The organism is Psychrobacillus sp. (assembly GCF_032154225.1).
Lineage (GTDB): Bacteria > Bacillota > Bacilli > Bacillales_A > Planococcaceae > Psychrobacillus.
Genome location: NZ_JALDYF010000001.1, coordinates 730,798 through 747,143 on the forward strand (window position 1 = coordinate 730,798; position 16,346 = coordinate 747,143).

The 16,346-nt window shown below is 35.6% G+C and carries 11 protein-coding genes and 1 riboswitch; of the genes, 3 read left to right on the plus strand and 8 right to left on the minus strand.

What is annotated here, in order from left to right; translation table 11 throughout:
- The first annotated feature begins 83 nt into the window (after positions 1–83).
- Together RUH95_RS03705 and RUH95_RS03710 are read left to right on the plus strand one after the other, a co-directional pair.
- A complete protein-coding gene (locus RUH95_RS03705) occupies positions 84–695 on the plus strand; it encodes a CPBP family intramembrane glutamic endopeptidase (RefSeq protein ID WP_313891466.1) in 612 nt (203 codons plus the stop codon).
- 48 nt (positions 696–743) lie between these two features.
- The gene (locus RUH95_RS03710) at positions 744–1,325 is read left to right on the plus strand and encodes a hypothetical protein (RefSeq protein ID WP_313891467.1); all 582 of its coding nucleotides are present in this window, start codon (positions 744–746) and stop codon (positions 1,323–1,325) included.
- Positions 1,326–2,055: 730 nt separating this feature from the next.
- Here RUH95_RS03710 and RUH95_RS03715 read toward each other — a convergent pair.
- Positions 2,056–2,502 (minus strand): MarR family winged helix-turn-helix transcriptional regulator, encoded by a 447-nt coding sequence (locus RUH95_RS03715; protein ID WP_313891468.1) that lies wholly within the window; start codon positions 2,500–2,502, stop codon positions 2,056–2,058.
- 73 nt (positions 2,503–2,575) lie between these two features.
- Positions 2,576–3,643 (minus strand): ATP-binding protein, encoded by a 1,068-nt coding sequence (locus RUH95_RS03720; RefSeq protein WP_313891521.1) that lies wholly within the window; start codon positions 3,641–3,643, stop codon positions 2,576–2,578.
- 177 nt (positions 3,644–3,820) lie between these two features.
- Here RUH95_RS03720 and RUH95_RS03725 point away from each other — a divergent pair, with 177 nt between their 5' ends.
- On the plus strand, positions 3,821–5,581 hold the full coding sequence (locus RUH95_RS03725) for a B12-binding domain-containing radical SAM protein (protein ID WP_313891469.1): 1,761 nt from the start codon (positions 3,821–3,823) through the stop codon (positions 5,579–5,581).
- A gap of 678 nt (positions 5,582–6,259) precedes the next feature.
- Here RUH95_RS03725 and RUH95_RS03730 read toward each other — a convergent pair.
- The 6 genes from RUH95_RS03730 to RUH95_RS03755 form a co-directional block, all read right to left on the minus strand.
- Entirely contained in the window at positions 6,260–7,612 is a 1,353-nt protein-coding gene (locus RUH95_RS03730; RefSeq protein WP_313891470.1) for a TrkH family potassium uptake protein, read from the minus strand.
- 99 nt (positions 7,613–7,711) lie between these two features.
- Positions 7,712–8,482, minus strand: coding sequence for a TerC family protein (locus tag RUH95_RS03735; protein ID WP_313891471.1), 771 nt, complete (start codon positions 8,480–8,482; stop codon positions 7,712–7,714).
- Positions 8,483–8,543: 61 nt separating this feature from the next.
- A riboswitch (yybP-ykoY riboswitch) is annotated at positions 8,544–8,641 on the minus strand.
- 66 nt (positions 8,642–8,707) lie between these two features.
- Positions 8,708–9,796, minus strand: coding sequence for an SDR family oxidoreductase (locus tag RUH95_RS03740; protein ID WP_313891522.1), 1,089 nt, complete (start codon positions 9,794–9,796; stop codon positions 8,708–8,710).
- 75 nt (positions 9,797–9,871) lie between these two features.
- On the minus strand, positions 9,872–12,940 hold the full coding sequence (locus RUH95_RS03745) for an efflux RND transporter permease subunit (RefSeq protein ID WP_313891472.1): 3,069 nt from the start codon (positions 12,938–12,940) through the stop codon (positions 9,872–9,874).
- Between the two features lie 674 nt (positions 12,941–13,614).
- Entirely contained in the window at positions 13,615–15,189 is a 1,575-nt protein-coding gene (locus RUH95_RS03750; RefSeq protein WP_313891473.1) for a peptide chain release factor 3, read from the minus strand.
- A gap of 88 nt (positions 15,190–15,277) precedes the next feature.
- Positions 15,278–16,327 carry a M42 family metallopeptidase gene (locus RUH95_RS03755; protein WP_313891474.1) on the minus strand — a complete coding sequence of 350 codons (1,050 nt, stop codon included), beginning with the start codon at positions 16,325–16,327 and terminating at the stop codon, positions 15,278–15,280.
- Positions 16,328–16,346 lie beyond the last annotated feature (19 nt).

Genomic DNA, 16,346 nt, shown 5'->3' on the forward strand with positions numbered 1-16,346 from the left:
TTTTTTACTTAATTTACTTATCTCTGTGGATGTTGGATATAAGCCATTGAGAATTTGATAAAATTATTAGGATGTGCTTTTTTATGAATCGACAATCACCCAACTGGTTACTAATCCCAGCATTATTAACTGCTTATGCACTTACTTGGGTAACTTTTTCAAACGAAAAAGTTTTTTGGTATTTTTACACTTTTACGATCCTTTTTCTCATGTCATTAGTGTTCTATTACGCTAAAATTGAAGATAAGGTAAAAACTTTAGAGTATCTGTTATATGGAATCGCCTTTGGAATACTCCTATATGGAGTACTTGCAGCGGGATATAAAGCGTTAGAGCTTGTTCCTAGCTTTTCTACAACTACTGTAGATCGCTTTTTCCAAAAGTTTGGTCCTACATCACTTTGGAACTACTTATTACTAGTGTTTATAATAGCGCCTGGAGAAGAATTATTTTGGCGGGGTTTCATTCAGCAACAGTTAAAACGCTGGCTTTCGCCTTTTTATGCTATTGTTGCAAGTTCCATGTTATTTGGCCTTTCGTTACTTTTTAGTGGTTTTTGGTTAGGTATGCTTGGAGCTTTCGTTATCGGCCTTATTTTGGGTGCTTTATACGAGTGGAAGAAAAGTATGCCACTTATCATCTTGGCCCATATTACAATGATTGTCTTACTATTTTTAGTGCTACCATTTACGTGAAACCTTTACCTGTACATCTCGTCTATTTTACAAAGGAGCTGAACTGCAATGAAAAAAATAACTTCTTGGTTATCCATTTTGTTACTGACAGGAATACTAGCAGCATGTAATACAACAACAGGATCAGAAAATACTTCTTCCGAGCAGCCACCTGATACAGAAGTAAGTGAAACAACTTCTGGTAATACTTCTGAAACGCTTGAAGGCACATTAGTTGAAAGTGATAGTCAAAATTATTCTATTACTGTCGTAGATGGCTTTGAATTAACTGGCGAAGAACCAAACAAAGATATGCTTATGTATACAGCAAATAATCAACAATCGATGCGTATTGAAACTTTTGATATAAGTGAAGTAAATATAAGTGATATTACAAGTGATGTATTGGCTGGAATTGAAGCTTCTAATGAGCAAGAAGAAGCTGTTGAGATTACAGATGAAGTTTTACTTCCGAGTGGGGAAGGCATTGTAGACGTAAAAGGTTTCCAAATCAAAACTAATGATGGGAATGTTTCAGGATACGCTTATGAAAAAGGAGACTTAATCGTGAAGTTGACGATTTTCGACCTAACAAAAGAACCATTAACAAAAACGTTTATACAAATGGCAGAAACGATTAGTTCTAAGTAATAAAAAACGTGCTGTAAGTAGATTTCTACTTACAGCACGTTTTTTTATTGTTTATCAGCAAACCGTTTATTTCCACTGAGATTTTCTCTACAGGGGTGGACGCTTTTCCCGCTGGAGTCGCCACCCCTTTCACTCCAATCTAATGGAGAATGCTCCTGCGATTACTCGTCGCAAAAAAGAATGCTCCTGCGATTACTCGTCGCAAAAAAGAATGCTCCTTATTTAAAATTGAAAATGAACGGGAAATGAGAAACTAAAAGTATATAACAAGTGCAACTTGCAAGATGAAATATCACATATTTTATAAATGGGCTGCCGTGATTACTAACCTATATAAATTGCGTAATACTTATTACCTAACGCAGGAAAGATATAATAGCTGTTCGTTAAAAAGGTCTATTTTGCTCGACATTCTTCTTGCAAAAATAAGGCTTTCATTCTAACTAAATAACTTGCCCTAATGGATTAAAGCGAAAGGGAGGCGACTCCTGTGTGATTAAGCGGGATAAGTGAGACCCCGCGGTGGCGCTAAACTTAGTTTTGCGACGAGTAACCGCAGGAGCACGAGCGACCGAGGAGGCTCACCGCCCGCCCCATGGAAAGCATCCTCCCTGCAGCTTAAATCCTAGCGGAAGCTCTCTACTACGACGTGCTCTATTATATTTCTATTCTTTTATTCAACAAAAAATCCCTGCGACTTTTCACAGGGAAATCGTAGATAATTATTTCATTAATAAGAAAGATCTTTTATCGACAAGCCTAGCTTTTTCACAAGCTCTATTGCTTGTAGCTTCTCTTCTTCTGAAAGTGCACCCATCAACTCAACTAATTGTTCCTCATGCTTAGGAAACATTACATCCATAAATGCAGTTCCTTCTTTTGTAATCTCCGCATAAGTAACACGTCGATCCGAATCACTCGAAACCCTACTAATATATCCTCTGCCTTCTAACTTATCTACTACATATGTAATAGACCCGCTTGCCAACAGAATTTTATTGCCGATTTTTTGAAGAGGCTGTTTACCTTTGTGATATAAAAGTTCTAGCACAGCAAACTCTGTTGGATTCAAACCATTTTCTTGAAAAAATTGAAACGTACATTCATGAATTACTTTATGAGCACGCGACAATACAATAAATAGTTTCAATGCATTGCTCGATTGTTCATTTGTCATTCCTCGTCATCCTCACCTATTGAATACATTACCTACCATTATATATGGGATATCATTATATTGTCAAAATAGGTTAATATCCAATCTCTGTAGGAATAATATATTTAAAGGTAGTACCTTGTCCAATTGCACTCTCCACTTCAATTGTGCCATTATGCTTTTCAATTACATCCTTTGCATGTGACAAACCAAGTCCTGTCCCAGCAGATTTCGTCGTAAAAAAAGGATTGAATATTTTCTTTAAATTGTCCTGATCGATTCCACAACCTTGATCTTCAATTGAAATAGTAACGTAATTAGCTACTAAGTCGTTTATAAGTATGTTAATGGTTCCGCCATTAGGCATAACTTCTATTGCATTTTTTATAGAATTCATAAACACTTGCTTCAACAAACTTCGATCAGCAACTATTTTACATGCACTTGTGATATTAATTTGAATAATAAGTTCAATTCGTTGCATTAATGCTTGTGGTGCCATAAAATTAGCTACTTCTGTAACTAAATCTTGCACATCGAAATACGTATATTTATATTCTGTCGGTTTGGAAACTTCCAAAAACTCCGTTAGTATTTCTTCCATCCGTTTTATTTCATCATCAATGACAGATAAGTATCTTCTACTATCTTCTGTTGCGGTCTTGTATAATAGTTGAGTGAAACCTTTTAATGAAGTCATTGGGTTTCGGATTTCATGTGCAATACTCGCTGCAAGTTGACCAAGTGTGCTTAATGACTCCGTATGGTCTAATCGTTGTTTTAAATGCACTTTTTCCGATTCATCTTCGACAACTGTTAAATACACATTCGCATCTTTTTGTTTGGAAACACGGATATAGATATATCTTGGTTCTCCAAGGAATGTTTGCATTTCGCATTTAAATTCTGCTTCGCCATGGTGAATCAATTCTTTTAAAAATTCTTTCTTACTTGTGAATGAAGTCCCTTTAAATAACTCAATAATACTTAATACATTCATACCAATTAATTCGGTTCTGTTGATTTGAAATATTTCTTCTATTTGGGAATTTACTTCTAAGATTTCACCTTTACCATTTAAGAAGATAAGTCCACTTGAAAAAAGTTGAAAGACATGTTCAAATTTTTGCTTATACTCATATTCCACTAGCACAAACGTCACCAAACCTCTCATCACCTTTGAATATAAAAAATAACAATAAATCAACCTTTTATTTAATATTTCTATTAATTCTGATTATTTCATAACATTTTCAATAAGGAAATAATCATATTTACCTATATTGTCGACAATGAACATACTTGATACAATATATACTAGAAAAAGGAGCTATAAAAAATGAATATTATTTTAGCAACACTGAACGCAAAGTTTATCCATACCAATTTAGCACTTCGCTGTTTAAAAGCATATGCAGAACCCGAGTTTTCACCAATAATAGCGGAATATACGATTAAAGATCCTACATTCAATATCGTTTCTGACCTATATCAGAAAAAACCTCAAGTAGTTGGTTTTAGCTGTTACATTTGGAATATAGAAGAAACGATTAAAGTCGTTAAAATGTTAAAAACAATTGACCCTTCTATCATCATTGTCTTAGGCGGACCTGAAGTCTCATACGATACGAATATATGGTTAAAAAAAATAGTTGAAATAGACTATATCATCGTAGGTGAAGGGGAACAATCTTTTAAAGATTTATTATTATTTTTAAATGCTACAAAAACGTTAAAAGAAGTTCCTGGTGTAGCATATGTAACAGAAGACAAGTTTATACTTCACCCACTACCACCAAAATTAGATTTAAGAGAATCACCGTCCCCTTATCGCTTTCCTGAAGATTTACCAAATCTATCGAAGCGAATCGTCTATATCGAAACAAGTAGAGGCTGCCCTTTCTCTTGCCAGTTTTGCTTATCTTCTATCGAAGTTGGAGTCCGATATTTTAACCGAGATAAAGTAAAGGAAGATATTCGCTTTTTAATGGCTAATGGTGCAAAGATTATTAAATTTGTAGATAGAACTTTTAATATAAGTAGAAGTTATGCAATGGAAATGTTCCAGTTTTTAATCGATGAACATCAACCAGGAGTTGTTTTTCAATTTGAAATAACGGCTGATATTATGCGACCTGAGGTTATTCAATTTTTAAATGACAATGCTCCAGCTGGACTGTTCCGTTTTGAAATCGGTGTTCAATCGACAAATGATTTAACGAATGAACTTGTTAAACGAAGACAAAACTTTGAAAAACTAAAACGCACAGTAACAATGGTTAAAAGTGGTGGAAAAATAGACCAGCACTTAGATTTAATCGCTGGATTGCCAGAGGAAGATTATCATTCCTTTAGAAGAACGTTCAATGAAGTATTTGAAATGCGCCCTGAAGAATTACAACTTGGATTTTTAAAATTACTTCGTGGAACTGGTTTGCGTGTCGAAGCAGAGAAATATGGCTATGTTTATGTCGATCAAGCACCTTATGAGATCTTCTCTAATAATGTTCTAACATTCGACGATATTCTACGTATTAAACAAGTAGAAGACGTTCTAGAGAAGTATTGGAATGCACATCGTATGGATAATACACTAGAATATTTATTCGCCTCTGTTTTTGAAACACCATTCGACTTTTTCCAACAGTTCGGAACATTTTGGGAAAATAGAAATTGGTCAAGAATCGGGCATCAGCTCGAAGATTTATATACAAGATTAAATGCATTTTTTGAAACAGTAGAAAATATTTCATTGCCAGTCGTACAAAGTGTTATGAAGCTCGATTATTTATCTAAACAAAAATTCCAACCACGTAAGCCTTGGTGGGAGTCCGATATGACGAAAGAGGAGCAATCTTTCCTTTATAAGCACCTGTTGCAAAATCCGTCTATTGCTGGAGAAGAGTTTACTGCACTTGGGCTAAATGAGCGTGATTTATACAAACAGACATTTATTACGCCGATTTCGATTTGTGTAGATTCTTATAAACAAGGTATTGTGAAAGAAAGAAAAGGCTATTTATTGGCTACATTTGGTCAAGGTAACAGTCCTCACTTTTCTTTTATCGAAGCAGAAATAACAGATCTGGTTTTATCCTAATAATAAGAAAAAACATCTTAGCGATGTAGTTTCTAGCCCGCTTCAGGCTTCCCATCGGGCTATACTATGATCGGAAAATTTTAAAAGCTTGTTGGAAGTGGCTGCGCCGCTTCCAACAAGCTTTTTCTTCGGTCATCGTATGGCAAATGTTCGCCTACCGCTCGCTAGAAACTTCTGTACCAGGTAGTTAAATGCTTTTGGCAATAGAAGAAGCAAGTTTCTTTCTATTTAGTAAGTTGGCCTCCATAGATACAATTTTGGCGACTCTTTGTAATCTCTTTTGCGACGAGTAACCGCAGGAGCAGGTTTTTACAAAGCGACACTTCTACATTTGAATATAAAGTGAAGAAGTAGATGACAAATTTACTTCGTATGGAAATAGCCGGTCTATTTCTAATTAGAAGTGCTAATGAACTTTTTCTCTTACATGAAAGGGCTTAAATAGAAAGAGCATGAATTCCACCCATAAACAGGATGGATGTAGTGAAAAGCGGCGACTCGGGTGGGATTAGCGGACAGGTGAGACCCCGCAGTGAAACGAGAAGGCTCACCGACCGCCCCACCGAAAGCGCCCACTTATAACGAATTCCACTTCACCGGTCCCTTCATGGAACATTTTTATACACTTACTCTTTGAAAAAAAGCAACCTAATCTTGGAATGGATTAGATCTCTTTTTTTATCCAATAATAACACGCTCTTTCGGATAACGATATTTTGTTTTATTACTCTTTCCTCCTAATGTAAACAAGAAGGAAATTAACCCAACACGGCCGATAAACATAAGAATCATAATGATTACTTTACCTACACTAGACAAATCACCTGTTATACCTAGCGTCATTCCACAAGTACCGAAAGCCGATGTAATTTCAAAAATTAAGGAAGTAATCGGAACATCTGGTTCTGTTACAGTCAACAATATAGTCGCCGTAAAAACCATGATTAACGCTACCGTTATAACCGCAAATGCTCGAAAAACATCAATTAAATGAATTTCTCGATTAAAAATTTGAATATTTTCTTTCCCTCTAGAAAAATTAATCAAAAATAAAATAGCAATTGCAAAAGTTGTTGTTCTAATTCCCCCACCAACCGAGCTAGGAGACGCTCCTATGAACATTAGCACACTCATCAAAGAATGGGTTCCCTCATTAAATAATGTTACGTCAAACGTTGTTAAGCCCGCTGAACGTGTTGAAACAGAATGGAAAAAGGCAGTAAAAAACTTCTCATGCCAAGGCATTCCTTTAAAAGAGTTAAACATTTCTAATAAGAAAATCATGAAAGTACCAAATAGTAAAAGGATACCATACGTCAATGTTGTTAATTTTGTAAATAAAGAAAAGCGAAAGTTTTTATTTTTATTGGACAAAAATTCTTTTACTTCTATTAATACAGGAAATCCAATTGCCCCAAATACGATAAGGAAGCTCGTAATAATTTGGATGAAATAATCATTATGGTAAGCGGCTAATGATTCTCCTGTAATATCAAACCCTGCATTTGTCGTAGCCGATACGGAAGTAAAGATTCCGTGCATCATTGCCTCTTCAAATGAATCATAATACTGTGTAAAATATAATGTTAATAACAATGCACCTAATGCTTGAATTAATAAAAGGATTTTCACAATTTCTCGGATTAAGTGAACTACCCCTGACAAACTAGACTGATTATGGTCAACCATAATTAGTTGTCTTTCTCTTAAACCAATTTTCTTCCCTGAAATAAGCCATACAAATGTACCTAGTGACATAATTCCAATTCCACCAAGTTGTAAAATAAGAATGATCATCACATAACCAAATACACTATATGTTTCTGATATATCAATAGCCGTTAATCCCGTTACACTTACGGCACTCACTGCTGTAAACAAACTATCGATAAAATCTACTCTTACTCCTGGCCTATGAACTCCTGGTAACCTTAGCAATAAAACGGAAACAGCGATTGCCAAAAAATAATAAATGACAATCATTTGTGCTGGTGTAAATTTAATTTTTGATTTAAACTGCAATTGCTTCATACATTTAAATTCCTTTCAAACAATCCTGTTTCCTCATTGTAAGAAAAAAAAGGATAAAAAGATAGTCGTAATACACTATCTTTTTATCCTTTTCATTTTTTATATATTTTGTTCTTTTTTGTTTTTTACTACACCAAGAATATAACCTCCAACTGCAATACTAAGTAGTACAGTCCAGAAAATGATAGTCCAAGTTGTCGAATGAGGGAAATCCTCGCTTAATACTCCTAGTTTTGGATGAGCTAAAGTTAACACTGCAAGTTTTACCCCTACCCAACCAACGATTAAAAATGCCGCTGTTTCTAATGAAGGCATTTTTTCTAGTAATTTCACAAATTTATGTGCAGCAAAACGCATGATGATTAATCCAATGATACCGCCAAGTAACATAACAGAGAACTGACCACCGTTAATACCACCAATTTCAAAATCACCTAAATGAGGCAATGTTAAAGCAATCGCTACAGCTGCAAGCATAGAATCAATCGCAAACGCTATATCTGCAAGCTCTACCTTTAATACCGTGAACCAAAAACCAGAACCTTTAGAATTAGCTGTTTCTACCTCTTGCTCTTCTTCTTCTTCTTTCTTGCGTTGATCATAAATATGTTTAATCGAAATGAATAGTAAATATGCAGCTCCAATTGCTTGTACCTGCCAAACATTTACCAAAAACGTAATCATAAATAATGCTAAAAATCTAAATACAAACGCACCTAGTAAACCGTAGAACAGTGCTTTCTTTTGCTGCACCTTCGGTAAATGCTTCACCATTACTGCCATAACAACCGCATTATCGGCTGCAAGTAGCCCCTCTAACCCAATTAATACAAGTAGTACCCATGCATATTCTAATAATATCGCTTCCATTTTCTTCCTCCTTTTTTACATATAAAAAGACCCTTGCCTTGGATAAGGCAAAGGTCTTGCTAAGCAATTAGTATAATTGCTATCATAACCGGTGGTAAAAACCACGTAATGACGACTATGAAATAGGTTTCCCTATAGCTACTCCCCTTTGACAGAAGTCAAAAGTCTATTTAGTTATGTAATATAAATTAATATACCACACGATTTATTTTTTGTAAATTATTTTTACTTTATGGGAATATGAAATGAGGGATCTTCTTTATGTTTATTGTAAAAGTCAATCATAGATGGGATTGATGAGATAAAATCCGCACATTTAATATTTCCTTTTTGTAAAATACTTTCTGCTATTGTTGTATCAAAAGTTGATTGCCAAGTTAAGTAATCTAGCGTTTCTTTCTCGACTTGTAAGATTTTACGAATTGGGTAAAGAGAAACGGATGCTTTTGCAATGATTAATGGAATTCTCCCTTTCGGATATTTTCCTGTAATCTCTTTTACAAATGCACGGTATACCTCTTCTACTGGATATGGCTTTGGATCAGTTAAATGAAGGGTTTTCGAAATCGCCTCTTCACTAAAACTACAATAGATTGATCCTTTCGTAATATAGTCACTCGGTACTACATTAATATAAGCATTGCTCTTCCCTAAATAAGGGAAAATAGGAAGCTTTCGAAGATGGGTAATCATATTTACAAAGAAATACGGACCATCGAATTTAATCGTTTCTCCTGTTATGGAATTTCCGCGCACAATGCCTGGACGAATAATCGTAACAGGTAACTTGTCTTTTAATTGTTCCACAAGTAGCTCTGCCTCATATTTTGTTTCTTCATAATGATTTTTAAATCCCATAGGTTTTATTAGTTCCGTTTCTAATAGTTTACCTTCTCTTTTACCAGCGACATACGCCGTACTAAAATAAACGTATCTTTTCAGATGAATAAACTGCATAACAAGCTCATTAAACAATTTTGTTCCCTGCACATTAACTCTCCAGGCAATATCCTTTGGTACAGCTAAATCGTAAATAGCTGCTAAATGCCAAATATATTCGACCTCTTTTACTAATTGTTGTAATATTTCATTGTTAATATTAGCATTTGGGATTGTAATATCCCCTTCTATGATTAAGATCTGTTGCTCTACTTTTCCGTCTGTATAAATTTCTTCTATCATTTCTTTTGCCTTATCTACTTGATATGGCAGAACAAGAACGTAAATTGTCGAAAATACTTGTTGAAGACGAAGCTCTTTTACTATATTTTTCGCTAAAAATCCTGGAAATCCCGTTATTAATGCCGAAGTCATATACATCATTCCCTTTCCAATAACCAGCTGAGCTAAATTATACAAAAAAAGGGTCTCCAATTGAAGACCCTTCCATTAAATATTTTCAGATTTTTTCGTCATCATTGTTTTATTATCGAAAAAACTATAAATAATAGGAACAATGTATAGCGTAAATAGAGTAGAACTTAATAAACCACCAATAACTGTTATAGCCATTGGTTGATTGATCTCAGTACCTTCTCCTATCCCTAAAGCTAGTGGTACTAAACCAAGTATCGTTGTTAAGGAAGTCATCAATATCGGCCTTACACGATCTCGTACAGAGGTCGTAATCGCTTCAAGAGATTCCATACCTTGCTGCTTTCGCTGATTGATATAATCGACTAAAACAATTCCGTTATTTACAACAATCCCAACTAATATAAGAATCCCAATAATCGCCGAAACACTAATTGGTGTACTGGTAGCAAACAAACCGATGAATATTCCTATCACGACTAGTGGAACGGTAAACATAATAACAAATGGATATTTAAACGATTCAAATTGCGCTGCCATGACAATATACACTAAAATAATCGCTAATATAATTGCCATGATCAAATCATTTTTCGCATTATCAAGCAATTCACGATCTCCCCCAAATGTTATAAAAACATTCTCGGGCAAATCAGCTCTTTCAATTGCTTTATCAATGAATGAAGACATTTCTCCAAGCGAAAGAGTCGAATCATATTTGATCGTATACGAAACTGCATTTGCTTGATCGACTCGTCTAATAGCTACAGGTCCTTTAGCAACTTCTATATCCGCAACTTCTTGCAGCTCAATATACTGACCAGAAGGTGTTCTTATCTTTAGTTTTTTCAATTGTTCTACACTATCTCGATATACTTCATCATATTTTACATATACACCGTAAACATCTTCTTGTTCAGAAATAATTTGTGTTGCAAAAACTCCTCTTGTTACATTGTTTATAGTTTGTGCTATTTGAACAGGTGCTAAGCCTAATTCAGTCGCGGCTTCTCTATTTACCGTCATTTGCACTTCATCAATTGTTTCTGTTAAATCATTCGATAAATTCGTAATTCCTGTTATTTTATTTATTTCTTCATTAACAGAGTTGACTGCATGATCCAATAATTCATTGTCTATTGAATACATAGTAAACGAAACAGTATTTGGAGCTGACCCAGCCGCCGATTGCAGGCTAAAGTTAACATCCACGTTGTCACCCGCTGCTTCGACGATTTTAGGTTGAACTTCGTCTACAAATGTGAATACAGAACGATCACGCTCATTTAGCGGATTTAGTTTTACGTAAATTTCTGCAACATTGGACTTCGCAGTTCCTCGGGATTGTGCTTCCTGACTACCTCCAACAAAACTCACATATACATCCACATCTTTTTCTTCTTTTAATATATGTTCCATTCGCTTTACGACCGCATCCGTAGCAGAAAAAGCAGAGCCATTTTCAAGCTTCACTGCGATTGTCACCGAACCTTCATCTGTAGCAGGTAAAAATTCTACCCCAACTCTTGTTAAGCCAAATGCCGATACTCCCAACAATAACACCGTAATACATAAAATAATTGCACGATGAGACAACGCCCATTTCACCGATCGCTCGAAATTATTATACGATTTTGAACGACGTCTTTTCGCCTCTATATTCCCTTTTGGCTTTTTCAACATTTTACTAGCCATCATCGGAATAACTGTAATAGCAACAATCAATGAAGCAAATAAACTAAAGGAAATAGTTAAAGCAAACTCCGTGAAAATTTGTCCAATCAGGCCAGAAAGAAATATTACTGGAACAAAAACAGCAACTGTTGTTAAAGTTGACGCAGTAATTGCTCCTGCTACCTCTTTTGTTCCGACAAATGCAGCTTCTTTTGGCTCCTTACCTAACCCTAAATGCCTTTCAATATTTTCAATAACGACAATTGAATTATCAACGAGCATTCCAATACCTAACGCCAGTGCGCCTAACGTCATAATGTTTAAGGAGAATCCTGCAAAGTACATTAACACAAATGTAACAATGACAGAATAAGGAATTGCAACCCCTACAATAATTGGACTCCTTACACCTTTTAGAAAAACAAACAGAACGAGCATTGCTAAAATGCCTCCACCTATAAGTGTTTGTCCAATGTTTGCAATAGCAAGCTTCACATAATCCCCTTGGTCAAACATTATATCCGCAGTAACACCTTTAAATTCTTCTTTTTCAAGCTGCTTTTCTAACGCTTTTTTAAACGCTGTTGAAACACTTGCTGTATTTGCACTCGATTCCTGCAATACAGAAAGTAAAACGGCTGGCGTATCGTTTGCTCTCGTCTCAGAAGATGTTTCTTGCTCTGTCAATGAAACAGTCGCAACATCTCCAATCGTTATTTTTGTTCCATCGAGAGGATTAACCGTCACTACTAAATTTTTTATATCGTCTACAGTCGTAAGCGTACTAACTATTCGAGTAGTTAATGATTTTGCATTTTCTGTTTCGACTGGATTCCCTTGAAAAGAAATATTATTTGCTTGAATTAATTGAACAATATCGTTTTGAGTTAATCCTTTTTCTTCTAAAACTTGTTGATCCAATAATATTTGAACTTCTTCTACCAAGGAGCCAGAAACATTTACGCTAGCGACTCCTTCTGTACTAATCAGTTCCTTTTCTAATCTTTCCGCTATTAATCGAATATCTGTAGCGGAATTATCTGCACGCAAAGATAGCTGAATAACTGGAAATTGGGATGGGTCAAACTTTAAAAACCTTGGCTTAGTTGCTCCATCAGGTACAGAAATCGTGTCAATTCGTTGCATAATATCTAATTGAATATCATCCATATTTGTTGCCCAATCAAATTCTAATAAAAGAAAGTTTGCACCTTCTGATGAGCTACTACTAACTTTTTTTATGCCTGGTAAAGTGCCTAATGTTGATTCTAGTGGTTTTGTAAGTTTTTCATTTACTTCTACCGGGCTTGCACCAGGATAGCTAGTTACGACAACAGCAATCGGCGGGCTTAAATTCGGTATGAGTGTGACTGGTACTTTAAAAAATGAAACTCCGCCTAGTATAATGACTAAAAACATAATAACAGTTGTGAATATTGGCCTTTTTATAGAGAAATCGCTTATTTTCATTTTTTTGACCACCTTTTTTTCGCTATTTCTATCATATGCGCTTATTCACCATAGTTCAAATATGAATTAGGTTACTAGCATCCTGCGCTAATTATTTTTCCAACTAAACCTCTCATTTTTCCAACTTAGAAAAACATCTTTGTTTCCCAGTTTCTGGCTCGCTTCAGGATTCCCATTGAGCCATACGATGAACGGTGAAATTTTTAAAGCTTGTTGGTTCTATCTCCTTTGAAGGAATTTATAAAGTGGCACTTCTACATTTGGACAGAAAGTGGAGAAGTAGATGACAAATTTACTTCGTATGAAAATAGTTGGCCTATTTTTAATTAGAAATGTTGATGAGCTTTTTTCTCTTACATGAAGGAGGGAAAGTAGCAAGAACATGATTACACTCCCATAAGCAAGATGGATGTAGTGAAAAGCCGCGACACCAGCGGGAACAGCGGATGTTTTCTGCGACGAGTAACCGCAGGAGCACCTAGCTGAAGACACTGGACTGAATGCAGCGAAGGAAGCGGCTGAAGCCGTGCCCGCGGTAAGCATCCGCTTGTAACGAAATCCACTCCCTTCCTTTTTAAATATGTACCGTCCCCTGTGTTCTTGGAGCATTTCCATATACTTTCCTTTTCTCAACTAAAAAAGACTACCTCGTCAAAGGTAGCCTTTCTTCTATATTACAGTAAATTATACAACTTAATATGCTCATATTTATCTTGGAACCAACGAGTTGCAAACTCATTTTCAAACAAAAATACATAACGATCATAACGGTCTTTTACTAACATGCTTCTTGGACCAGTCATCGATTCTTTCACATCTGCTTCATTTTCAATCCATCGAGCTACTTTCGAACCAATAGACTCCATACGAACTTCCACATTATACTCATTATTCATACGGTGCTCAAACACTTCAAATTGAAGCTGACCAACCGCTCCTAAAATAACTTCTTCTGTATGAAGCGTTTTGTAATATTGGATAGCCCCTTCTTGCACTAACTGTAAAATCCCTTTATGGAAATGTTTCGATTTCATAACGTTCTTCGCAGTTACTCGCATAAACAGTTCTGGCGTAAATTGTGGTAGTTTTTCAAATAAGAACGTTTTTTTACCACCAACAACTGTATCCCCAATTTGATAATTACCTGTGTCATACAATCCAATAATATCTCCTGCAACTGCCGTATCTACTGTTTCACGGTCATCTGCTAAAAATTGTGTAGACTGAGTAACTTTAAATGATTTGCCTGTTCGTGAAAGCGTCATATTCATCCCACGCTCAAATTTACCAGAAACAATACGTACAAATGCAATTCTATCTCGGTGAGCAGGGTTCATATTCGCTTGAATTTTGAAAACAAAACCTGAAAATTCTTCATTTAACGGATCAATAATTTGCTCATCTTCCGTCAATCTTGGCTCAGGAGTTGGAGCAAATTGTAAATATGTTTCTAAAAATGTTTGTACACCAAAGTTTGTTAATGCACTACCAAAGAACACTGGTGTCAAATCTCCTGCAAGTACTTTTTCTTTATCGAAATCATTACCTGCTTCATTTAACAGCATGATGTCATCCATCGCTTGCGTATAGTAAGACGTTTGTTTCATCGAATGTTCAACAGCCAATTCTCCCTCGACATCTAAAGGAAGATATCTGTCCTTTTCATCTGTGCGGAATTGCTCAATTCGATTGTTGAAACGATCGTAAATTCCTAAAAACTCTTTCCCCATACCGATTGGCCAATTCATCGCATAAGATTGAATGCCTAATACTTCTTCTAGCTCCTCCATTAACTCAAGAGGCTCTTTCCCTTGACGGTCAAGTTTGTTGATAAACGTAAAAATTGGAATACCTCTCATACGACAAACTTTAAATAATTTTAATGTTTGTGCTTCAATACCTTTTGCTGCATCGACAATCATCACTGCGCTATCGACAGCCATTAATGTACGATACGTATCTTCACTGAAATCCTGATGTCCAGGTGTATCTAAAATGTTAATACGACAATTATTAAAATCAAACTGCATAACGGAAGAGGTCACTGAAATTCCACGTTGTTTTTCAATTTCCATCCAGTCAGATGTTGCAAATTTCCCTGATTTTTTCCCTTTTACTGTTCCTGCATCACGAATTGCTCCACCAAAGTATAGAAGCTTCTCTGTAATAGTTGTTTTACCAGCATCCGGGTGGGAAATAATTGCAAAAGTTCTTCTTTTTAATATCTCATCTTGTAATTTAAAATCCATTCTGTTATATCTCCTTCTTATTCACTTATTTATCATATGGATTTAACGCCAAAAAAACAAGTAAAAAAGAATCGGTTTTAGCCGATTCTTATAAAATGTTTGTATTCACATATGCATATAAAAGTTGTGCAGTGTTTTTCAGTGAATCTACATGTGTACGTTCGTATGCATGAGAAGACTCAATACCTGGTCCAAATAGCGCATGCTTCACATCATAACCTGCACGAATAGCTGCTGATGCATCTGATCCATAATATGGATAAACATCTAACTTATAGTCAATACTCTCTTTTTTCGCAAGCTCTACTAATTGACGTGTTAGTTCATAATGATATGGTCCTGATGAATCTTTTGCACAAATCGATACAGTATACTCATCTGATGTTTGGCCGTCACCTATAGCTCCCATATCAACTGCGAGATATTCAACTGTTTGGTCAGGAATATTCGAGTTACCACCATAGCCAATTTCTTCATTGTTCGAAATATAAAAATGTGTCGTATGCGGTAAAGTAATCGCATTTTCTTGAATTGATTTGATAAGCTGAAGCAATAATGCTGTACTTGCTTTATCGTCTAAATGACGTGATTTAATAAAGCCTGTGTCCGTTTGTTCAAAACGTGGATCAAACGACACGAAGTCGCCTACTTCGATTCCTAACGCAAGTGTACCATCTGCAGTAGTTACTTTCTCATCTACACGCACTTCTATATTTTGTTCGTCTCTCTTCAAGTCACTCGCATTTCTGTAAACATGCACAGAAGTTTGGTGCATTAGAATTGTGCCACGGATTTTTTTGCCCGAAGCTGTATGAATTGTACAATATTCGCCTTCCACTGCGTTCCAGTTGAAGCCGCCAACCATCGTCAACTTCAAACGCCCGCTTGCTTTCACTTCTTTTACCATAGCACCTAGCGTATCTGTATGGGCAGTTAATAAACGATGCTTATCGTCATTTTCCCCTTTGATTGTTGCAATAAGCGCACCTTTATTTGTGCGTATATAGGAAACTTGTAAATCCTTTAATATATTCTCCATAAAATCCATTATTTCTTTCGTAAATCCTGATGGACTTGGAATTTCCACTAATTGTTTAAGTAATGAAATCGTTTCTTGTTCTTGAAAAGTAAATGACATGCTAACTCCTCCTTTTATT

What these genes read in the sequence shown, in the direction of transcription:
- RUH95_RS03710 (WP_313891467.1), top strand. Translation starts at nt 744, where the DNA reads ATGAAAAAAATAACTTCTTGGTTATCCATTTTGTTACTGACAGGAATA.
- RUH95_RS03705 (WP_313891466.1), top strand. Translation starts at nt 84, where the DNA reads ATGAATCGACAATCACCCAACTGGTTACTAATCCCAGCATTATTAACT.
- RUH95_RS03715 (WP_313891468.1), bottom strand. Translation starts at nt 2,502, where the DNA reads ATGACAAATGAACAATCGAGCAATGCATTGAAACTATTTATTGTATTG.
- RUH95_RS03740 (WP_313891522.1), bottom strand. Translation starts at nt 9,796, where the DNA reads ATGACTTCGGCATTAATAACGGGATTTCCAGGATTTTTAGCGAAAAAT.
- RUH95_RS03750 (WP_313891473.1), bottom strand. Translation starts at nt 15,189, where the DNA reads ATGGATTTTAAATTACAAGATGAGATATTAAAAAGAAGAACTTTTGCA.
- RUH95_RS03755 (WP_313891474.1), bottom strand. Translation starts at nt 16,327, where the DNA reads ATGTCATTTACTTTTCAAGAACAAGAAACGATTTCATTACTTAAACAA.
- RUH95_RS03725 (WP_313891469.1), top strand. Translation starts at nt 3,821, where the DNA reads ATGAATATTATTTTAGCAACACTGAACGCAAAGTTTATCCATACCAAT.
- RUH95_RS03735 (WP_313891471.1), bottom strand. Translation starts at nt 8,482, where the DNA reads ATGGAAGCGATATTATTAGAATATGCATGGGTACTACTTGTATTAATT.
- RUH95_RS03730 (WP_313891470.1), bottom strand. Translation starts at nt 7,612, where the DNA reads ATGAAGCAATTGCAGTTTAAATCAAAAATTAAATTTACACCAGCACAA.
- RUH95_RS03745 (WP_313891472.1), bottom strand. Translation starts at nt 12,940, where the DNA reads ATGAAAATAAGCGATTTCTCTATAAAAAGGCCAATATTCACAACTGTT.